Source organism: Streptomyces sp. NPDC003011 (genome assembly GCF_053591515.1).
The window spans coordinates 69,525-89,902 of sequence record NZ_JBSFTY010000019.1 but is presented as its reverse complement, the minus strand read 5'-3'; the positions used below and the strand labels follow the sequence as shown (position 1 = coordinate 89,902).

The window sequence follows — 20,378 nt, the reverse complement described above, 5'->3', positions numbered from 1 at the left end:
ACCCGTACGTCCGCACCGGGAGGAGACACGGGATGGGCAGCCGTACCGCACTGGTCGAGGATCTGCTGGCGAGGTTCCCGCACGTTCCGCGGGAAGCCGTCTTCAAGGAGGATCTGCTCCGCGGCGGTGTGGCCTTCGACCCGTCGGCCCTCAGCGACAACGAGGGCGGCGAGATGAAGCCGAAGTCGTACTTCATCTTCTCCTTCGACCACGGCACCCTGCCCGAGCTGGGCGAGGCGGCGCTCAGGCGTCCCCCGGAGGAGATCATCCTCACCGGCGGGCCGTACGACCTGCGGCGGACCGTCGTCTCCGTGCGGGTGAACCCGGCCTCGCCGTACCGGGTCGCGGCCGACGAGGACGGCGTGCTCGGCCTCTACCTCGACGGGAAGCGGATCTCCGACGTCGGGGTCCCGCCGATGCCGGAGTACTACCGGCACACCCTCGCGAGCGGGAAGTCGGTGATGGAGGTCGCCCCGACCATCCAGTGGGGCTACCTGATCTACCTCACCGTCTTCCGGGTCTGCCAGTACTTCGGCGCCAAGGAGGAGTGCCAGTACTGCGACATCAACCACAACTGGCGCCAGCACAAGGCGGCGGGCCGGCCGTACACCGGTGTGAAGGACGTCGAGGAGGTCCTCGAAGCCCTGGAGATCATCGACCGGTACGACACCGCGAAGGTGTCCACCGCCTACACGCTCACCGGCGGCGCGATCACCAAGACCGTCGCGGGCCGGGACGAGGCCGACTTCTACGGGCACTACGCCAAGGCCATCGAGGAGCGCTTCCCCGGCCGCTGGATCGGCAAGGTCGTCGCCCAGGCGCTGCCCAAGGACGACGTGCAGCGCTTCAAGGACTACGGCGTGCAGATCTACCACCCCAACTACGAGGTGTGGGACCGCCGCCTGTTCGAGCTGTACTGCCCCGGCAAGGAGCGCTACGTCGGCCGCGACGAGTGGCACAAGCGCATCCTCGACTCGGCGGACGTCTTCGGCGCGCGCAACGTGATCCCCAACTTCGTGGCGGGCGTGGAGATGGCCGAGCCCTTCGGCTTCACCACCGTCGACGAGGCGATCGCGTCCACCACCGAGGGCCTGCGCTTCTTCATGTCGCACGGCATCACGCCCCGCTTCACCACCTGGTGCCCCGAGCCGACCACTCCGCTGGGCAAGGCCAACCCGCAGGGCGCGCCGCTGGAGTACCACATCCGCCTGCTGGAGGCGTACCGCGCCACCATGGACGACTTCGGGCTGGCCTCGCCTCCCGGCTACGGCCCGCCCGGCCCCGGCCGCGCGGTCTTCTCCGTGAGCTCCTTCATGGACAGCCTCCCGGCCCGGGAGCCGTCGGCCCCGAGCGGTTCGCCGCAATCCGGATGAGTCGTACGGGCGTGGCGTCCGTACCACAGGCCGGGATCGCCGGGGCGCGACGCTCTGTCATGACATGTGGACAGGGCGCTTGTCAGTTGTGCGCACGACGTGAAAAGCTCGTCTCCTGCCGCGAGGTTCCCCCCAACTCCTTTGCCAGTATGGCGAGTTGACTTCGCTTGTGATCGCAGGAGACCCATGCCCGACCTGCCCACGCCCCAGGACGCCGCCGAGGCCGCGCTGTTCTCCGAGTGCTGGGATGCCGTGCTCTCCTACGCCGACCTGTGCACGTCCGGCTCCACCGCGGCCACCCGACTGGCCACGGAGGCGTTCTCCCTCGGGATGCGGGAGGCCCGCACCGCCGAGGCCGGCCCGGCCCGCGGCACCGGCCGCCGCCCGGCCCGCCTGCCCAGGATCCCGCTGCTGCTGACCGCCGTACGGAACACGGCGGCGGCCTGGGAGTCCCAGGGCCAGGGCCACCAGCTCGACCCCGAACTGCGGCTGTGGCTCAACTCCGGCAAGGCCGCCCGCTACACCGGCCCCCCGCTGCGGCGCCCGCTCGCCCTGCGCGGCCTGCGCGACCTCCAGGAACCGGACGCGGCCCTGCTGTGGCTGGCCGAGGTGGAGGCGCTGCCGCTGCCCGTCGTGGCCCGCCGGCTCGGTCTCGACCCGGCCCTGGTGAGCGAGGAACTCGCCCAGGTGCGGGGCCTGTTCAGGGACCGCTGCCACCGCGCCCACCTCGACACGCCGATGGACGCGCAGTGCCGCAGCTACGCCCGGCTGCTCGACGCGGTCACCCGGTCGCCCGCCGCCGACACCCCGAGCGACCTCTCCCGGCACCTCGCGCGGTGCGTGGAGTGCGCGGAGGCCGCCGCCTGTCTGCGGCTGCACGGCGGCGGACTGCCCGGGGCGCTGGCCGGCGGGGTGATCGGCTGGGGCGGCCTCGCCTATCTGGAGCGCCGCCGCCGGGCCGCCGACGTGCGCCTGGGCGCCGGACGCCCGGGACCGGCCGACGCCGACGCACCCCCGAACCCGGGCGCCCAGAAGGCACGCGCCGTACGCAACGGCCTCCTGGTCGCCGCGGTGCTCGTGTCCCTGCTGGCGCTCGCCGTGTCGATGATGCCGGGCGGCACCGACCACGGCGCGGCGCCGCCCGGTGACACCGGCGACCGTCAGCCGGTGGCCGACCCCGGCCTGTCCGGCCCGTCCCTGCCGTCCACCGACGCGCGCTCCACCGCCTCCCCGAAGCCGTCGGACCCCGCCACGACACGCACGACCGACGATCCCGCGCAGAAGAACCCCGGCACCGAGGCCCAGGGCACGGCCGCCTCCACCGCGCCCGGCGCCGACCCCGGCACGGACGAGCCCGCGACCTGCAGCGTCACCTACGACCTGGTCAACCAGTGGCCCGACGGCTTCCAGGCCACCGTCACCGTCACCAGCGAGCGGCCCCTCGACACCTGGCAGGTCGCCTGGTCCTTCCGCGACGGCCAGAAGGTCGGCCAGATGTGGGACGCGAGCTTCACCCAGAGCGGCTCCCGTGTCACCGCCACCGCCGCCGACTACAACAGGTCCGTCCCCGCGGACGGCTCCCTCGCCTTCGGCTTCCTCGCCTCCTGGCAGGGCAAGAACGCACCGGCGTACGACTTCACACTGAACGGGCGCAGCTGTACGAAGGCCTGAGCGGAACCGGACGGAAAAGGCGTTGAGGGCCGCAGCCGGGCCGGGCTAGAGTGACGCAGACCCACGTGGTGGCCGCCGGCCGCCGCGGGCCGAGCAAGAGCGCGAGCACATGAGGAGGTGTCGACCGATGGCTGTCGTTGAGACGGGCGCTGCCCGCATCCAGGAGTTCATCGAGTCCACCTCCGTGGCCACCGGCTGACGATTCCTCACCTCCGCGCGTGTCCGCACGCGCGTGCCGGGGCCGCCCCTGTGAAGGGTCACCCTTGTCTTCCACCTCAGCTTTCTCAGTTTTCTCCGCTTTCTCCGCGCTCGCTCCCTACGGCTGGGACGAGGCATGGGCGGACGCGTTCGCCCCGCACCTGCCCGAAGGACTCCTGCCCGGGCGTGTGGTCCGGGTCGACCGCGGGCAGTGCGACGTGGTCACCGCCGACGGCGTCGTCCGGGCGGACACCGCGTTCGTCACCCCGCACGACCCGCTGCGGGTCGTGTGCACCGGTGACTGGGTCGCCGTCGAGCCCGGCGGCACCCCGCGCTACGTACGGACGTACCTGCCGCGCCGCACCGCGTTCGTACGCTCCACCTCCTCCAAGCGGTCCGAGGGACAGATCCTCGCCGCGAACGTCGACCACGCGATCGTCGCCGTGTCGCTGGCCGTCGAACTCGACCTCGGCCGCATCGAACGCTTCCTGGCGCTCGCCTGGGAGTCCGGGGCGCAGCCCGTTCTCGTGCTGACCAAGGCCGACCTCGTGCCCGAGGCGGCGACCCTCGCGCACCTCGTCCAGGACGTGGAGACGACCGCGCCCGGCGTGCCCGTGCTGCCGGTCAGCGCCATGGGCGGGGACGGGCTCGACGTCCTCCTCGCCGTCGTCGGTGGCGGTACGTCCGTGCTGCTCGGCCAGTCCGGCGCGGGCAAGTCCACGCTCGCCAACGCGCTGCTCGGCGAGGACGTCATGGACGTCCGGGCCACCCGGGACGCGGACGGCAAGGGCCGCCACACGACGACCACCCGCAACCTCCTCGCCCTGCCGGCCGGGGGTGTCCTGATCGACACGCCGGGCCTGCGCGGCGTCGGACTGTGGGACGCCGAGAGCGGGGTCGGGCAGGTGTTCGCCGAGATCGAGGAGCTGGCCCGGCGGTGCCGGTTCCACGACTGCGCGCACGGGAGCGAACCCGGGTGCGCGGTGCGCGACGCCCTCGACTCCGGTGAGCTGCCGGTCCGGCGGCTGGAGAGCTACCGCAAGCTGATCCGGGAGAACCAGCGGATCGTCGCCAAGACGGACGCCCGGCTGCGGGCGGAGATCCGGCGGGACTGGAAGCGGAAGGGGGCGGAGGGGAAGGCGGCGCTGGAGGCGAAGCGCGGGCGCCGGATGTAGGGAGCCCGGGCTCAGCTCCACGTCCGATTCCCGCTGGCCCCGCTCGTCCGCACGCTCGACACTGGGTGACGTGATGGACGAGGACACCAGGTACGAAGCGGTGCGGAGCCGGGACGGGCGGTTCGACGGGGAGTTCTTCTTCGCCGTCGTGACGACCGGTGTCTACTGCCGGCCCAGCTGCCCGGCGGTGACGCCGAAGCGGCACAACGTCCGGTTCTTCCCGACGGCCGCCGCCGCGCAGGGCTCGGGGTTCCGGGCCTGCCGGCGGTGCCGGCCGGACGCCGTGCCCGGCTCCGCCGACTGGAACGTCCGGGCGGACGTGGTGGGCCGGGCCATGCGGCTGATCGGCGACGGAGTCGTCGACCGGGAGGGCGTCGCCGGGCTCGCCGCACGGCTGGGCTACAGCGCCCGGCAGGTGCAGCGGCAGCTCACCGCCGAGCTCGGCGCCGGCCCCGTCGCGCTGGCCAGGGCCCGGCGGGCGCACACCGCCCGCGTGCTGCTGCAGACCACCGGCCTGCCGGTCACCCAGATCGCGTTCGCGTCGGGGTTCGCCAGCGTGCGGCAGTTCAACGACACCATGCGGGAGACATACGCCGCCACCCCGAGCGAGCTGCGGGCCGCCGCCCCGCGCGGCGGCCGGGCATCCCGGCGTACGGCCACTCCGTCCGCCGGGATCCCGCTGCGGCTCGCCCACCGGGGGCCGTACCAGGCCGGGGCCGTCTTCGACCTGCTGGAGGCCGAGGCCGTGGCCGGCGTCGAGGAGGTGAGCGGGGCACCCGGGCGGCGGACGTACCGGCGTACCCTGCGGCTTCCGCACGGCACCGGCATCGTCGCCGTGGACGAGCGGACGGGTGCGGCGCGGTCCGCGTCCGGGGCCCGTCCGGGCGGCTGGCTGGACGCCCGGCTGCACCTGACCGACCTCCGCGACCTGACCACCGCCGTGCAGCGGCTGCGGCGGCTGTTCGACCTCGACGCCGATCCGTACGCCGTCGACGAACGGCTCGGCGCCGACGAACGGCTCGCCCCGCTGGTCGCCGCCCGGCCCGGCCTGCGCTCGCCCGGGGCCGTGGACCCGCAGGAGTGCGCGCTGCGGGCCCTGGCGGGACGGGCCGCGGCGGAACAGCTGGTGACGCGGTACGGAAAGGCGCTGGACGCCCCCTGCGGCAGCCTCACCCATGTGTTCCCCGAGCCGGCCGTCGTCGCGGAGGCCGAGCCCGACGGGCCCCTGGGCGCCCTCGCCGCCGCCCTCGCCGACGGCGCCGTACGCCTCGACCCCGGCGCCGACCGGGACGACGCGCAGGCCGGGCTGCTCGCCCTGCCCGGTCTGGACGCCCGTACCGTGGCCGCCGTCCGCACCCGCGCCCTCGGCGACCCCGACGTCGCGCCCCCAGGACGCGACGTCCCCGACACCTGGCGCCCCTGGCGCTCATACGCCCTGCGACACCTGCGCGCAGCAGGGGAGTTGGAGTACCGATGACTGCCCAGACGCACTACACCACCCTGGACAGCCCTCTCGGGCCGCTCCTCCTCACCGCCGACGCGAGCGGAGCGCTGGCCTCGCTCTCCGTGCCCGGCCAGAGGAACGGCCGTACCGTCCAGGACGGCTGGCGCCACGACCCGGGCCCCTTCCGTGCCGCCGAGGAGCAGCTGGCCGCCTACTTCGCCGGGGAACTCAAGGAGTTCCGACTGGAGTTGCGCTCTGCGGGCAGCGAGTTCCGGGAGAGGGTATGGGCCGCCCTCGACACCGTGCCCTACGGGGCGACCACGACGTACGGCGAGATCGCGGCGCGGATCGGCGCTCCCCGGGCCGCCGTACGGGCCGTCGGCGGCGCGATCGGCGCCAACCCGCTGCTCGTCCTGCGGCCCTGCCACCGGGTGATCGGGGCCGACGGCTCCCTCACCGGGTACGCGGGCGGGCTGGAACGCAAGACGACGCTGCTCGCTCTCGAAGGCGTCCTCCCAAAGCCCTCCTCTAGACGCTCTCCTCCAGACCCCAGCTGTGGATCCGCCGCGGATGGACGCGGATCACCTCCTCGCTGAAGTGCGGGCCCAGGTCGTGCGGGCCGGTGAGGAGTTCGGCCTCGCCGCGGATGTCGATGCCGCGCACCTTCCACGGCTTCACGCTGACGATGTCGTCGACGACCAGGGCGACCCTGGGGTTCCTCTGCAGGTTGCGCCACTTCTTGGTACGGCCCATCGCGTGGCCGCCGATCAGGATGGTCCCGTCCGCCTGCGGATAGAAGCCGACCGGGTTCGCCTGCGGCTGTCCGTGCTGGTCGACGGTGGCCAGCCGCCCCAGTCGCTGTGACGACAGATACGCGCGTTCGGCCTCGCTGAATCGGGTCATGACCGTCAGCCAAACACGCCGGCCCGGTTCGGCGCATCGGATCTTCGTCCTGGTTCCGAGGGCGTAGGGCGGCGGCCGTGGTGGTCGTCGCGGCAGTCGTCGCCCCGGCGCCTCATCCCCACAGCACCGCGCCCAGCCACGCGCCCATGATCAACAGGCAGGTGAACAGCTCCGTCAGAACACTGGAGCCGCCCGAGCGCATCGCCGTGCGCAGCGCCGTCCCCGCCTCGCGGTGCCGGCCGAGCCGCAGCCGCTCATACAGGTAGATACCGCCCATGAAGCCCGGGATCGCGCCGATCACGGGGATCAGGAAGAAGCCGACGAACGCCCCGGCCCCGGCGTACACGCCCATGCGCGGGGTGGCGCCGGCGGCGCGCAACCGGCGCGGGGGCAACGACCAGCGCACCACCTGGGACAGGAACAGCACGACCGTGGCGCCGACGAGGACACCCCAGGCGACCGGCCGCGGATCCTTCAGCGCCCACCACAGGACCGCGGCCCACACCAGCCACGACCCCGGCACCCCGGGCACCAGCACACCGACCAGCCCGAGGAGGAGGACCAGGCCGACCAGCAGGAGGTCCACCACTCCCATCTGTCCAGGGTGCCGGAGACCGGGCGAAGCCGCAGATGACGAGGCACGCCACCCCCTCCACCAGGACCTTCCGCGCGGCGGCACGTCAGGGGGCGCCAGGCCGGGCCACTCGTGTGCCGTCGGGCGGTTCTCCCGTGGGGGTGGGACCGCCCGACGGCTTGTGCCGTACCGCAGTTCGACGGGTCACTCGACACGCCGTTCGACGTCGCGTACGCCGCCGGATTTTCCCGATGCCCCGTTTTCATACGGCCCGCACGGTGGACAATCAGGGACATGAGCCAGCCTGGGGGAAAGCCCGCCGGTCACGAGGACGACTGGTGGGGTCAGCTGTACGACGACTCCACCGAGGACACGGGCCCCGCACCGACGCCCGACACGTTGGACGACCGCTTCGCCTCGGCGGCGGGGACGGTGGAGGGACGGCCCGGATCCCCGGGCGGAACGGAGGGCGCGATCCCGGCACCCCGGTCCGGGGCGAGAGGCGTCCCGGGCGACGGCGCGACGGCCGCGTCCGGCGGGGCGCCGCGGGAGGCGGGTTCCCGCAGTGGCGAGGTCGGGGAGGGCACCCCGCGTCGCGCGGAGTCCGGGGCGTCGCGGGCCCCCTGGGAGCCGCCGCCCGATCCGCCGCGAAGCCCCGCCGGCTTCCCGCCCGACCCGAAACCGCCGAGATTCGCCGAGCGGGAGCCGCGGAGCGGAGCGGTCCCGCCGACGGGCGACCGCACCTCCACCGAGCCCCCGGACACGGCCGCCCCGGCCTCGCGGATGCCCCCGCCCGCGTCGGCGCCCCCGCCCCCGCTCGCACCGCCGCAGCCCACGGGCCCGCCCGAGCGGAGGAACCCCGGGCCCGCCCCGGCCGACCCGGGAGGCGCCGGCTCCCAGCCCGCCCGCGAGGAGGCACCCGCCACCGGCCCGGCGGCCACCCCGTCCCCGCCCGGCCCGCCTCCGCGGCATCAGCCCTGGCAGTCGTCGGGTGCCGTGCCCGCCGAGGTCTCGCCCCGCGAGGACACGGCTGCCGGGGACGCCCCGCCGCAGCCTCCGCCCGGCTCCCAGCCGCAGTACCGCCCGTGGGGGTCCTCCGGTGCCGGCCCCGCCGATGTGCGGCCCGCTCCTCAGCCCGGCCCGGGCCGGGCTGACGCCGTCGGCTCATCCGCCCGGGGCGATGACGAGGGCGATGACGGAACCGACGCTCCGTCCGCCGCCACCCGCGCCGGAGTCGGTCCGCCCCGGAGCGACCCGCAGGCACCCGTCGCCGGCGTGGGTGCCGAGCCCGGCGGGGAGCCGCCCATGGGCCCGTGCCGCCGCACCGGGGCGCCCGCCCCGCAAGGGACCGACATCCGTACCGCCACCCGCCTCGACCTGCCCGTCCTGTCGCCCGAGTCCGTCGACTACGTCGGCTCCGGCCCGCCCACCTACGAGGCCGAGCCCACCGTGCTGCCCCCGGCCGACCCCGACGATCTCGACGAGCTGGTCGCGGACACCGTGCTGGACGGAGCCAGGTACGGGGCCTGCACCCTGCGCGCCGCCTCCGTGCGCGGGGATTCCGCGCGGTTCCGGGGCGAACCGCGACGGGACGCGCTGCTCACCGCCCGGTTCGGGACGGGCGAGCACGCCCTGGTCCTCGTCGCGATGGCGACCGGCGCCCGCGCCACACCGGGCGCGCACCGCGCGGCCGCCGAGGCCTGCCAGTGGATCGGCCGGGCCGTGGGCCGCAGCCACGCCCGCCTCGCGGACGACATGAGGGCCGGCCGGCGCGGCGACCTCAAGTCGGGCCTGCACCGCCTCACCGACCGCAGCCTGGGCAGACTCCGCGCCAGCGCCGCCGGACAGGGCATCGATCCCGAGGAGTACGCCGCCACCCTGCGCTGCCTGCTGCTCCCCGCCGATCCCGAGTGCCGCACCCGCCTCTTCTTCGGCGTCGGCGACGGCGGACTGTTCCGCCTGCGCGACGGCGAGTGGCAGGACATCGAGCCGCGTGTCCTCGACGTCACCGGCGAGCCGGCCGTCGGCTTCGGCTCCCTGCCGCCCGAGACCCCCGAGGGCGACCGTCTCACCATGGACCTGGGCATCCCGACACCCCCGAGCCCGTACGAACCGGCTCCCCAGCCGCCCCGCGAACCCTTCCGCTTCCGCGCCTCCCTCGCCCGCCCGGGCGACACGCTCCTGATGTGCACCGGCGGCCTCGCCGAGCCGCTGCGCGGCGAACCCGAACTGGGCCGGTACCTGACCGGGCGGTGGTCCGAATCCGCCCCGCCCGGCCTCGCCGCGTTCCTCGCCGACACCCAGGTCCGGGTCAAGGGATACGCCGACGACCGTACAGCCGCCGCCGTGTGGGAGGCGTGACGGCCCGCACGGCGGATTCGTGACGCCTCCCCCGCCTGAAGGCGGGTTTCCGCCGCTGAGACGTGCCCGCATCCGGGATGCCGCAGATGGCGTGCTCCGCACTGCGGAACACGCCCCGTCCTCGAACTCCTCAGCCGGTGTACGGCACCCACTGGCGCGCCGAGGTGTCGTACGTGTAGCGCGGCAGCCCCTTGATGGCGCTGGTGCGGAACGGGCGGCCGTGGTCGTCGATGCGGACCGTGCCGGTGCGGCCCTGCGAGGACCAGTCCAGTTCCAGGTACCAGCCGCAGTCGCAGCCCTCGGTCGCGGCGGTGACCAGCAGCACCTCCGGGTCCTCGGCGGAGACGCGGTACGGCATCTTCACGGCCGGGATGGGGCCCTCCTCGTCACCGCCGGGCCGCGAGTGGGCGACGGGCCGGTCGGCGTCCAGGTCGACGGAGAAGTAGCGGGGGGTGAGTGCTCCGCCGCAGCCCTGGTCCATGGAGTAGGCGTTGCCCTGGACCGGGGCGGCGCGCGTGACGACGCGGACCCGGAGCGCCTCCAGGACGACGGCGGTGGAGCTCCGCCCCTGTACCGAGATCCGCACGTGGGTGTCGCGGCCGTGCAGGGCGCCCTGAGCCGACGCCCAGGTGCGGGCGTCCTGCGCGGCCGGGGGCGGCGGGACCTGCGCCGGCGGCCTGCCGATGACGTAGTCGTGGCCGCAGCCCTGGTTCCACACGTGGGAGTCGGCGGTCCAGGTGAGGGGGACGGCGACGTTGCCGGCCGCGCTCTGCCCGCCCGCCTCCGACGGGCCGCCCTTTCCGGTGGGCGTCCCGGACGGCTCGGCGGCAGGGGTGTCCCCGGCCGAGGAGGAGGAAGAGGGGGAGGGGGAACGGGTGCCGGAGGCCGAGCCGGAGGGGGTGCCCGACGGTCGGTGGGACGTTCCCGGCGCAGAGGTGAGGGGCGGGCCGCCCGGAGCCCGCGCGGAACCCTTCTGCGACGGACGGTCGGACTGGAGGGCCGAGAGGCTGCCCAACGTCGCGAGCAGCACCGCGATGACGCCGGCGGACACCAGGACACGCCGACGCCGCAACCAGGAGAGGGACACGGGAGCGGGAAGGGGAACGGGAACGGGGGCTGAGCCCGCATCTGCATGGGGTGCACCGGAGGAGACCGGTGCATCCGCGACGCCCGGCTCCCTTTCCGTGTCCGGCTGACTTCCCGTGTCCGGCTCGCCTTCCGTGTCCGGCTCGCTTTCCGAGTCCGGCTGGCTCTCTCCGCCCGGATCCGTCTCCACATCGGGTTCCCCAGGTGCCGCCGCCGCACCCTCCGCCGCGCCCGCGTCCGCACCCGCACCCGCCTCCGCCGTACGCGGTCGCCGGCGGGCCGTCACCGCCCCTAACCACAGCCGGTGCAGCTCCAGCCGTTCCTCCGCCGTCGCCCCGCAGAGCGCGGCGAAGCGTTCCGCCGGGGCGAAGTCGACGGGGACCGCGTCACCGGCGCAGTAGCGGTGCAGCGTGGAGGTGTTCATGTTCAGGCGGCGGGCCAGCGAACCGTAGCTCCGGTCCGTCCGGTCCTTCAGCCGCCGCAGCGAAGCGGCGAACTCCTCGACGTCGTCCTGTCCGGACACCCTTCCCCCGTCTGGTCGCGTCCCGGGACGGCATCCCAGGCACTCCATATACCTGCACGTCAGGTGGGATGGGATGGTTCCACCGTGGTCGATCCGGCGTCCCCTGTTGCGCCCGTCCACTGTGACCGCTGATGCTCTTGGTGTCGCACCGCAACCGCCGGACCGACCATCCGGCGCCGTGGCGGCAACCCGCATCCATGCACTCATCCACGGGGGACACCCATGCTCAAGCGCACTCCGGCAGGCCCGCTCACGGTACTGGCCATCACGGGCCTCGCGCTCGGGGCCGTACTCGTCGGGCCGGTCCAGGCCGGGCCGCAGCCGGTCGCCGCGACACAGGCGGTCACCTCGCCCCGATTCCTCGCGGCGGCCGAACTGCCCCCGCACCCCACGTCGTCCTGGACGGCCGGCAAGGTCACCGACGGGGTCCCGGAGGCGTTGGAGGCGTGCCTGGGTGAGGCGCTCCTCGCCTACGACTCCCGGTACCGCGCGTTCCGCACCGACCTGGACACGGGAGCCTGGCAGCTGACCGTCGTCGTCGGCAGTACCGCCAAGGCCAAGGCGCTCGCCACGCGCCTGAACGAGGAGATCCGCACCTGCGCGGTCCGCTTGGAGGAACGCGACCCGGAGATCGACGCCACGCACCGGAACTACGGCACCCTGCCGGTCGAGGAGGGCGCCCGTGTCCACGGCCTGCACACCAACGCCTCGTGGGGCGCCTCGGACATCATGCTCCTGTCCGTCGGCCGGGACGGACGGACCGTCACCGTCGTGAAGTGGGCGCAGATGGGCGACTTCGACGACGCGCCGGTGAAGGCGTTCAAGAAGACGACCACCACGGCCGTGAACAAGCTGCACTGACCGCACGACCACCGCGAGACCGGGGCCGCCCTCCCGCACGGGGGTCGGGCGGGCGGCCCCCGCACCGGCGTCTGCGCCGGCCGAAGCCGCGGTGCCAGGATCCGGAACGGCCGCAGCCCGAAGGTCAGGGGGGCCTCGTGCTGCGGCCGTTCCAGCAGGTCGGTCACCTCGTCACCTCGTCACCTCGTCACCTCGTCCCGCAGCACGTGCTGGCTGCGACGCGCCGGTCGCCCCGCTTCGTCTTCGCCGGCGGGGTGTACGTCGCCGGTGCGGCTCCAGGTACAGCTCGTCCGGTCACACCCGCGCCTGGGGCCCTCCGGGGAGCGCAGCCGCCGTGCCTTCTCCGAGATCGCGGGTGCCGTCGACGTCCTCCCGTCAACGCGTGTGGTGGGACATCCGGTTGGGCTGGTTCCGGCTGAGTTCCTGCGTGAGGAACCAGCGGATTCCGGCCAGTTTCGCAAGCTGGGGGAAGGCGGCGCTGTGACCGAAGGAGCCGGGCAGCCAGATCTCCTCGGTCTTCACGCCCAGTTCCCCGGCGAAGAACCGCTTGCCGTGCACGACCTGCCGGGCCGGCGCCTCGCCGCCGGGCATGTCGGCCTCGGACTCCACCCGCATCGAACGACCGGGATCCGGTGGGCGCTCGCCGACGCGGGCCGGGACAGGACGCCGGGCGGCGCGGCACGGGCGCGGTCGCCGTACCGGCCCCGTCGTGCGGGCGGAGCACGTCGGGCATGTCCTCCAGGGCGCGCGGGATCTCGTGCCGGCGGGCGCGGTCCACGGGCCGCTCGTGCACCGGCTCGGGCAGCACGCACCTCGACGCCCGGCACCAGGTGGCACGCCCCCTCGTCGAGTACGGCGAGGTCGGCGGAGCGGAATCGGTGGACGGGTCCATCGCCCCGGTCGGCTCGTCCCGCGGCCGGGTGGGCTCGAAGCCGTGCGGGAACCAGCTCCCCCACCAGGGCTTTCCCCGTTCGGCGCCGGTCGTGAAGGGTTCGTGGGCGGCCTGGCGGGGCCTTGCCCCCGGGTACGGACTGGCCCGGCACATGCCGCAGGGACAGGACCAACGGCACACGCGTTCCGTACTGGGCCGGGCGGACGAACTGGCGCAGGGCACACCGGTCGGCGGGCTTCCACCAGTGTGCGGCCGTCGTGCACGGCGGCTTCCCGGCGGCTTCCCGGCGGCTCGGAGGGCTCGGCCGGGGGTTTCCCCACCCGTCGGAGACCGCCGCATCCGCCGTCGACGCGGGGGTGGGCGCAGAGGGCGGCAGGATGGCCGAACACCTGGTCGTCGAGGGCTCGACATGACTGCCCGGTGAGCCAATGGGCAAGGATCCTCGTGAACGTGTTCGAGCAGGAGGGGAACCGACATCGGCACGCGGGCGGGGGTCATGAAGAGGCAGGCACGAGGGGGCGGTCCCACGACGGTAGGGGCCTTCTCGGCGGAGACAGTGCAGGACAAGGCCGGCAGCGCCCGGGACGAGGCGTCGGTGCCGCGGCTCAACCGCAGACTCGGGCGGGCGGACCTGGGCGCGGTACCCGAGGTGCGCAAGGCGCTGCGTGAGCTGTTACGGCACTGGGGCAGGCCCGGACGGTCGGAGATCGCGGAACTGCTGACCAGCGAACTCGTCACCAACGCACTGGTCCACACCGACCACGAAGCGGTCCTGACGGCCACCGTCGGACCCCGGGGCCTGAGGGTGGAGGTGCGGGACTTCGTGGCCCGCAGGCCCAGGCTGTGCGGACCGGACGCCGGCGACGGCACGCACGGCAGGGGCCTGGTGCTGGTGCAGTCCCTCGCGGACGCGTGGGGCGTGCGGCTGCACGGGGTGGGGAAGGCGGTGTGGTTCGAGCTGGACGCGGGCGTCGCATGACCACGTGACGTGCAACGGGAGCGGGGCGCGGCTCGCCCGAGCCGCACCCCGCTCCCGTGTGTCCGCTTGCGAGGATCAGCCGAACTGCTGCTCCAGGTCCTTCAGCTTGCGCTCAAGGGAGTCGAGGCGCGGCAGAGCCATTGTGTCGTCCTCCGCGGTGAGGTCGACGGCACCGGAATCAGATCCGCTTCGGACCGGCTGCAGGGAGGGACGCGCGCGCACGGGCAGCTGTTCCGCCGTCGATATGGCAGGCTCCGCGGTGACGCGGTCCGAGGCCCGCTCCAGGGCGGCCTGCCCCTCCAGTTGCCGGCCGCGGCCGACGAACCCGCGGTGGCCCCGGCTGATCGCCTTGAGCTGCGCCCGCTCGACCCGCTCCTGCTCGCGGCGCCGCAGTCGGGCCGCCTCCTTCTGACGCTTGTCCTCGCGGACCTCGTCGACCGCCTCGTCCAGGCTGCGCACGTTCTCCAGCAGCATCAGCGACCACGCCTTGTACGTCTCACGGGGCGCCCGCATCCAGCGGACCACGCGGATCTGCGGCAGCGGACGCGGCACCAGGCCCTGCTCGCGCAGGGCGGCGCGGCGGGTCTGCTTCAGCGCGCGGTCGAACAGGACGGCCGCCGACAGGGACATCCCGGCGAAGAAGTGCGGGGCGCCGTCGTGGCCCAGGCCCCTGGGCGCGTGCACCCAGTTGAACCAGGCCGCGGCGCCCGCGAACGTCCACACGAGTATCCGGGAGCCGAGCGCCGCGTCACCGTGGCTGGCCTCGCGCACCGCGAGCACGGAACAGAACATCGCCGCACCGTCCAGGCCGAACGGGACCAGGTACTCCCAGCCGCCGGACAGGTTCAGGTTCTGCTGGCCGAAGCCGACCAGACCGTGGAAGGAGAGTGCGGCGGCCACCGCCGCGCAGCAGAACAGCAGCACGTAGGAGGCGGTGCCGTAGATGGCCTCCTTGCGCCTGCGGCGTTCCTCGGTGCGCTCCCACGAGTCGTCCGCGCTCGCGTTCCCCCCGGAGGAGCGCTTGCCGCGCGCGAGCACCGCCACCGCCGCCAGCATGCCCAGGAGCAGCACGGCGCCCGGAAGCAGCCAGTTCAGCGATATGTCGGTCAGTCTCATCTGGGGTCCCTTGCATTGGGATAGGGCATAACGCCCGCCATATTGGCCCAATCCCATCGGCCCTCAGGGGGTTTCGGGGCAAGAGGCCGCCAAGGGAGTGCAAGGGATTGCGCAGGGCGGCGTTCTGCTCGAACTGCCGCTTGAGGGGCGGGAGTTGAGTTCGAATAAGACTACCCGTACGGGTGGTTCCACGGAAAGTTCCTGCGACCGGTGAGGAAGTGGTGAATTGCCTGTAACCGTGCGGGCGTCTCGTTCGCGGTGATCTTACGGGACGCGGGAGCGGGCCCCGCGCCGGGGGTTGGGCGGAGGCATGGCGCGGGGCCGGCCCGGCCCGGTCGCTGAGGGTCCCTCAACTCGCGGCGGCGGCGGTGAGCTTGGCGATCCGGTCCGCGTCGCAGGTGCGCGGGCAGGTGACGCAGGTGTCCTCCGGCACCAGCGTGTAGAACATGCAGCAGCTCGCCCGGTCCCGGGTGCGCAGCGGCTCGCCGTTCGGTCCGGCCAGCCGGCGGAAGCCCGCGGAGCCGGCGTACGGCTTGGTGGCGCCCGGCAGGAGGAGTCCGAGCTCCCGCTCGGCCCGCCGGTGCTCGTGCTCGCCGAGCAGTTCGGCGACGTACCACAGGCTCTCGACGATCTCGTCGGTCACCATGCCCCACAGGGCGCGGCCGCGGCGGCGCATGCGCGGGCCGAAGCCGGCCAGGACGGGTCCCATGTGCTCGGCGACCGCGTCCCGGACCTCGGCGCGCAGGGCGTCCTCGTCCGCGACGACACGGGCGTCGGGGTGTGCCGCCGCCGGGTCGTCCGGGAGGCAGGCGAAGGGGCCGGGGCGTACGGCGAAGGCCATGGGGCCCTCGGTGCGGTCGTACGACACGTGGGTCACGGGGTAGCGGGGGACGCGGCGCTGGAGGAACCAGGGGGCCGTGATCAGCAGGCAGGCGGGCCAGGCGTAGCGGTGCAGGCCGAAGCTCGCGGTCACGTCCGGGCGGGCGGGGTGGCCGTGGTCGCGCCGGATCTGGGCGTCGTCCCAGGACAGGAAGGCGTCCAGATCCGGACCGGCCTCGGCGAGAGCGGCGGCGGTGACCCAGCCGCCGCCCCGCGGGGCCCGCTGTCCGGGGGTGAGTTCCGTGACGGTGAGGCTCGGCAGGACGCCCGTGACGCGGGTGTAGGCGTCGGTGACCGCCGAAGGCGGGGCGGGGGCGTCGGCGGGTGCGGGAGCGTGGACAGGTGCAAGAGCGGGTGCCGGTGCGGGCATGCGGGACCACCGATTCGCTGTCGCTTAAAGGTGAGGCTTACCTTACCTGAAGGGTCGGGATGTGAACTGTCGGCTTCTGCGCCTAAGGTGCTTGACGGGTGAGTAACAAGCCGCCGTAATGGCCCCAAGTACCGACACGTCCGGAGGAGGACCCGTGAAGCAGGGCACGCAGGACTCCGCCGGGACGGGGATTGCGGATCCTGCGTCCCGCGGGGCGGTCCGGGTGCCGGCGCAGCCGACGGCCGCGGATGTGGACCGGGAGCGGGATGCCGCGCCCGGGGCGGTGCGGGGTGAGCACACCCACGGCGAGCAGCCGTTGCCCGGCCCTGGGCCCCGGTCCGGTGCCGGGCCCGGTGTCCGGCCGGCCGTTCAGCGGTCCTCCGTGCGGGGGCAGGTCCTCGACGCGTTGCGCACCGCGCTGGTCGCCGGTGAGCTGCGGCCCGGCGAGGTGTACTCGGCGCCCGCGCTCGGGGAGCGGTTCGGGGTCTCCGCGACGCCCGTGCGGGAGGCGATGCAGCAGCTCGCGCTGGAGGGCGCGGTGGAGGTGGTGCCGAACCGCGGGTTCCGGGTGGTGATGCGCGGGGCGCGGGAGCTGGCGGAGCTGGCGGAGGTGCGGGCGCTGATCGAGGTGCCGGTGATGCTGCGGCTGGCCCGTACGGTGCCGGCGGAGCGGTGGGCGGAACTGCGGCCGCTCGCCGAGGCGACGGTGCGGGCGGCGTCCTCCGGATGCCCGGCCACGTACGCGGAGTCGGACCGGTCCTTCCACCGGGCGCTGCTGACGCTCGCGGGCAACGAGCAGTTGGTGCAGATCGCCGAGGAGCTGCACCGCCGGGCCCAGTGGCCGTTGGTGGGCGGGCCCAGGGCGCGGGGGCGGGCCGAGCTGGTGGCGGACGCGGCGGAGCACATGGCGCTGCTGGAGGCGTTGATCGCGCGGGACGTGGATGTGGTGCGGTCGTTGGTGGGGGAGCACTTCGTCGGGGTGCGCTGAGGGCGGGACGCCGGTGCGGATCCGCGCCGACGGCCACGGCGACGTCATCCACCAGTGGAGGGCGTTGACGCGCCGTCCGCTGCGGGCGGGCACCCCCGGCACGTCCCCTTCCCGCCGTACGCGAGTACGGCCGATACGCACGCCCGCGGGCGGCAGCCCCCGGAACACGGCCCGCTTCCCGGCCGCCCCTCGGAGAGGCCGGGGTGGTGCGGGGAGCTAGGCCGTCGCCGCCGGTGGGGCCAGTTGGTGGGAGAGCCAGGTCGGCACACCTCCGAGCAGGCGGAACAACCGCCCCGCCTCCTCCCGCAGCCGCGTCGCCTCCGGTTCCGTCTCCGCGTCGGCCAGGGACGCCAGCGCGGGCGCCGTACCCACGAGGTAGCCCAACTCCTCCCGGATCCGCAGGGATTCCGCGAAGCCGTGCCGTGCCTCCGCCAACTCTCCCTCGCGAAGGGCGAGTCCGGCGAGGTGGCGCCAGGTGAAGGAGAGCAGCAGCGCGTCGGAGTGCGCGGTCGCGCCCGCGTGGGCCCGTCGGTACGCGGCCCGCGCGGCTTGCGGGGAACCGGTCAGGTTCTCCGCCACCAGGCCCCGGCGGAAGTCGAGCAGGGCCCGCCTCGGCGCCCCCGGCGTGATCAGCGCCGCCGCCCGCCCCAACGCGGCCCGCGCCTCGTCGGCCCGGTCGCGTACGCCGTGCAGCGTGGCCGCGTACGCGAGGTGCCCGCGTTCACAGGCCGCCGCACCCCGCTCGTCGTCACCGTGGGCCAGCGCCTCGGCCGTACGCAGCGCGTCCTCGGCCTCCTCCCAGCCCTGCTCGGTGTACAGGCACCGTTCCACCAGCAGCGAGGCCCGCTGCAGCGCGGCCGGTGCGGTGACCGGCTGGAGCAGGGCGGCCGCGTCGGCCCAGCAGGCGCGTGAGCGCAGCCGCCACACCGCGGTCTGGAGTGGATCGTCGCCGGCGGTCGTTCCGTAGCCAGACATGGCGGTGTGCGCCACGTTGCCCTCCCCGAGCACGCCATCGAGCTTTGGTTGGTGGCCGCATCTCAGCACGAATCCGCGCGCCCGGCCAAGGGGGCGGGTGAAGGATTTCACAAAGTCGGGGGACTCGGCCGCCCCCCGGGGCTCAGCTCATGCGCAGGGCCAGGAAGAAGTCCAGCTTGTCCTCCAGGCGCGACAGGTCGCGGCTCGTCAACTGCTCGATCCGGCCGACGCGGTAGCGCAGCGTGTTGACGTGCAGGTGGAGGCGGGCGGCGCAGCGGGTCCAGGAGCCGTCGCAGTCGAGGAAGGCCTCCAGGGTGGGGATCAGCTCGGCGCGGTGGCGGCGGTCGTAGTCGCGCAGCGGGTCCAGGAGGCGGGCCGTGAAGGCGCGGCGGACGTCGTCGGGGACGAACGGGAGCAGGAGGACGTGGGAGGCCAGCTCCTGGTGGCCCGCCGCGCAGACCCGGCCGGGGCGGGCGGCGGCCACGCGGCGGGCGTGCCGGGCCTCCTCCAGGGCGCCGCGCAGGCCCTCCGCCGAGTGGACGGACGCGCTGACGCCGAGGGTGACCCGGCCGTCGTCGTCGAGACCGGCCGACAGGGGGTCCCGTACGGACTCCAGCAGGGCGTCGGCCAGGATGCCCGCCTCCGAGCCGTCGTGTTCCGAGGAGACGGCCGGGAGCGGGACGAGGGCGACGGCCTCGTCGCCGGTGTGGGCCACCGCGATGCGGTCGGAGGGCTCGGGGCCGGTGGCCTGCGGGTCGACCAGGATCTCCTCCAGGAGGGACTGGGCCACCGGGCCGCCTTCGAGCTCGCCGCCCGCCCATTCGACGCGGGCCACCACGACCTGCCACTGCGGGGCCGCACCGAGGCCGGGCAGGAGCACGGGGGCGGCCACCCGCAGGCGGGCCGCGATCTCGGCGGGGGCGGCTCCCGTCTGCACCAGTTCGAGGACTTCCTGCGCCAGGCGGCGCCGGACCGTACGGGCCGCGTCCCGGCGGTCGCGTTCCACCGCGATCAGCTGGGTGACGCCCTCCAGGAGATCCAGCCGCTCCTCGGGCCAGTCCCCGGCGTCCGCCTCCACGGCCAGCAGCCAGTCCGACAGGACCGTCTCGCGTACGTCCCGGGAGGCCTGCGCCGAGCGGTCGCCGGCACGGACCGGGAAGAGCGAGTAGGCGGTGGAGCCGAGCGTGACGCGGTGCGGGCCGCGACGACCGGTGCGGACCGCCGCCAGGTGTTCGGCCGCGAGCTTCGCGCAGACGTCGGCGGGCAGGCCGGCGCCCGCGGCCTTCGGGCCCGCGATCGGGCGGCCGGCGGGGGAGAGCACCCACGCCCGCAGGTCCAGGTCGGAGCCGAGCAGGTCCAGGACCACCTCCGGGCCGCCGCCCGCCGGGCCCGAGGTCATCATCCGGCGGTGCCGGTCGACCACGGCCGCGAGGTCCCCGGCCCGCTCGCCGGAGACCTGCCGCACGACGTGCTCGGTGATCGTCGCGAAGGCCACCGCCTCGTGCACGGCGAACAGGGGAAGACGGTGACGGGCGCAGGCCACGACGAGATCGCCGGGGACCTCTCCGAGCTCGGCCTCGCCGGCGGCGAGGGCGGCCACGCCGGCCTGCACGAGGATCCGTACGAACGCCTCGGAGTCCGCGGCGTCCCGCCGCCAGGCCAGGCCCGTGAGGACCAGTTCCCCGCCCGAGAGGTAGCGGCTGGGGTCGCGCAGGTCGGTGGTCATCACGCCCCGCACGGCGCGGTCCAGCTCGTCCTCGCCGCCGAGCAGCCGCAGGCCCAGCGCGTCGGTGTCCAGCAGTGCGCGCAGCCGCATTCTCGTCGCCGCCGTTCTTTGTCTCGAAAAACACGATGGAGTCTGAAGGGTTTGCCGGGGGAGGGCGGGCCGGCCCGGGGAGCGGGTTCGGATGTTCTCCGCCCTCGGACTGTGTCCCAGGTCACGCGGGGGGTGTCTCGCGTTTCCCCGGCGAAACGGAGGGGTTTCTGATGGACTCCGTTCATACGAATCTA

General features: G+C 74.3%; 17 protein-coding genes. 9 read left to right on the top strand and 8 right to left on the bottom strand.

The window, feature by feature from the left end; genetic code table 11:
- The first annotated feature begins 32 nt into the window (after positions 1-32).
- The 5 genes from ACWD0J_RS12835 (at position 33) to ACWD0J_RS12815 (ending at position 6,457) form a co-directional block, all read left to right on the top strand.
- A complete protein-coding gene (locus ACWD0J_RS12835) occupies positions 33-1,373 on the top strand; it encodes a radical SAM protein (protein WP_451495802.1) in 1,341 nt (446 codons plus the stop codon).
- Between the two features lie 186 nt (positions 1,374-1,559).
- A complete protein-coding gene (locus ACWD0J_RS12830; protein ID WP_451495801.1) occupies positions 1,560-3,044 on the top strand; it encodes a cellulose binding domain-containing protein in 1,485 nt (494 codons plus the stop codon).
- 263 nt (positions 3,045-3,307) lie between these two features.
- Positions 3,308-4,417, top strand: a complete 1,110-nt coding sequence (gene rsgA / locus ACWD0J_RS12825; RefSeq protein ID WP_451495800.1) for a ribosome small subunit-dependent GTPase A — start codon at positions 3,308-3,310, stop codon at positions 4,415-4,417.
- Positions 4,418-4,490: 73 nt separating this feature from the next.
- Entirely contained in the window at positions 4,491-5,894 is a 1,404-nt protein-coding gene (locus tag ACWD0J_RS12820; protein ID WP_451495819.1) for an AlkA N-terminal domain-containing protein, read from the top strand.
- Positions 5,891-6,457 (top strand): methylated-DNA--[protein]-cysteine S-methyltransferase, encoded by a 567-nt coding sequence (locus tag ACWD0J_RS12815; RefSeq protein ID WP_451495799.1) that lies wholly within the window; start codon positions 5,891-5,893, stop codon positions 6,455-6,457. The genes ACWD0J_RS12820 and ACWD0J_RS12815 overlap by 4 nt, the downstream gene beginning before the upstream one ends.
- On the opposite strand, the gene ACWD0J_RS12810 is transcribed toward ACWD0J_RS12815, so the two are convergent.
- On the bottom strand, positions 6,390-6,764 hold the full coding sequence (locus tag ACWD0J_RS12810; RefSeq protein WP_451495798.1) for a PPOX class F420-dependent oxidoreductase: 375 nt from the start codon (positions 6,762-6,764) through the stop codon (positions 6,390-6,392). The genes ACWD0J_RS12815 and ACWD0J_RS12810 overlap by 68 nt on opposite strands.
- A gap of 112 nt (positions 6,765-6,876) precedes the next feature.
- The gene (locus ACWD0J_RS12805; protein WP_451495797.1) at positions 6,877-7,359 is read right to left on the bottom strand and encodes a DUF456 domain-containing protein; all 483 of its coding nucleotides are present in this window, start codon (positions 7,357-7,359) and stop codon (positions 6,877-6,879) included.
- Positions 7,360-7,632: 273 nt separating this feature from the next.
- Between ACWD0J_RS12805 and ACWD0J_RS12800 the strand changes: the two genes are divergently transcribed.
- Positions 7,633-9,699, top strand: a complete 2,067-nt coding sequence (locus tag ACWD0J_RS12800; RefSeq protein ID WP_451495796.1) for a protein phosphatase 2C domain-containing protein — start codon at positions 7,633-7,635, stop codon at positions 9,697-9,699.
- A gap of 130 nt (positions 9,700-9,829) precedes the next feature.
- Here the strand turns inward: ACWD0J_RS12800 and ACWD0J_RS12795 are convergent, their stop codons facing one another.
- Complete coding sequence (locus ACWD0J_RS12795) at positions 9,830-11,356, bottom strand: helix-turn-helix domain-containing protein (protein WP_451495795.1); 1,527 nt, start codon at positions 11,354-11,356, stop codon at positions 9,830-9,832.
- A 174-nt stretch (positions 11,357-11,530) separates the two neighbouring features.
- Between ACWD0J_RS12795 and ACWD0J_RS12790 the strand changes: the two genes are divergently transcribed.
- Positions 11,531-12,169: a hypothetical protein gene (locus ACWD0J_RS12790; RefSeq protein WP_451495794.1), complete on the top strand. Its 639-nt coding sequence runs from the start codon at positions 11,531-11,533 to the stop codon at positions 12,167-12,169.
- A 375-nt stretch (positions 12,170-12,544) separates the two neighbouring features.
- On the opposite strand, the gene ACWD0J_RS12785 is transcribed toward ACWD0J_RS12790, so the two are convergent.
- Positions 12,545-12,784 carry a glycoside hydrolase family 38 N-terminal domain-containing protein gene (locus tag ACWD0J_RS12785; RefSeq protein WP_451495793.1) on the bottom strand — a complete coding sequence of 80 codons (240 nt, stop codon included), beginning with the start codon at positions 12,782-12,784 and terminating at the stop codon, positions 12,545-12,547.
- Positions 12,785-13,557: 773 nt separating this feature from the next.
- On the opposite strand from ACWD0J_RS12785, the gene ACWD0J_RS12780 reads away from it, so the two are divergent.
- The gene (locus ACWD0J_RS12780; protein ID WP_451495792.1) at positions 13,558-14,040 is read left to right on the top strand and encodes an ATP-binding protein; all 483 of its coding nucleotides are present in this window, start codon (positions 13,558-13,560) and stop codon (positions 14,038-14,040) included.
- A 75-nt stretch (positions 14,041-14,115) separates the two neighbouring features.
- On the opposite strand, the gene ACWD0J_RS12775 is transcribed toward ACWD0J_RS12780, so the two are convergent.
- Positions 14,116-15,156 carry a DUF2637 domain-containing protein gene (locus tag ACWD0J_RS12775; protein ID WP_451495791.1) on the bottom strand — a complete coding sequence of 347 codons (1,041 nt, stop codon included), beginning with the start codon at positions 15,154-15,156 and terminating at the stop codon, positions 14,116-14,118.
- A gap of 349 nt (positions 15,157-15,505) precedes the next feature.
- Positions 15,506-16,405: a (2Fe-2S)-binding protein gene (locus ACWD0J_RS12770; RefSeq protein ID WP_451495790.1), complete on the bottom strand. Its 900-nt coding sequence runs from the start codon at positions 16,403-16,405 to the stop codon at positions 15,506-15,508.
- 154 nt (positions 16,406-16,559) lie between these two features.
- On the opposite strand from ACWD0J_RS12770, the gene ACWD0J_RS12765 reads away from it, so the two are divergent.
- The gene (locus ACWD0J_RS12765; RefSeq protein ID WP_451495789.1) at positions 16,560-17,393 is read left to right on the top strand and encodes a GntR family transcriptional regulator; all 834 of its coding nucleotides are present in this window, start codon (positions 16,560-16,562) and stop codon (positions 17,391-17,393) included.
- A gap of 216 nt (positions 17,394-17,609) precedes the next feature.
- Here ACWD0J_RS12765 and ACWD0J_RS12760 read toward each other — a convergent pair whose 3' ends face one another.
- On the bottom strand, positions 17,610-18,383 hold the full coding sequence (locus ACWD0J_RS12760; protein WP_451495788.1) for a hypothetical protein: 774 nt from the start codon (positions 18,381-18,383) through the stop codon (positions 17,610-17,612).
- A 127-nt stretch (positions 18,384-18,510) separates the two neighbouring features.
- Positions 18,511-20,184, bottom strand: a complete 1,674-nt coding sequence (locus ACWD0J_RS12755) for a PucR family transcriptional regulator (RefSeq protein WP_451495787.1) — start codon at positions 20,182-20,184, stop codon at positions 18,511-18,513.
- Positions 20,185-20,378 lie beyond the last annotated feature (194 nt).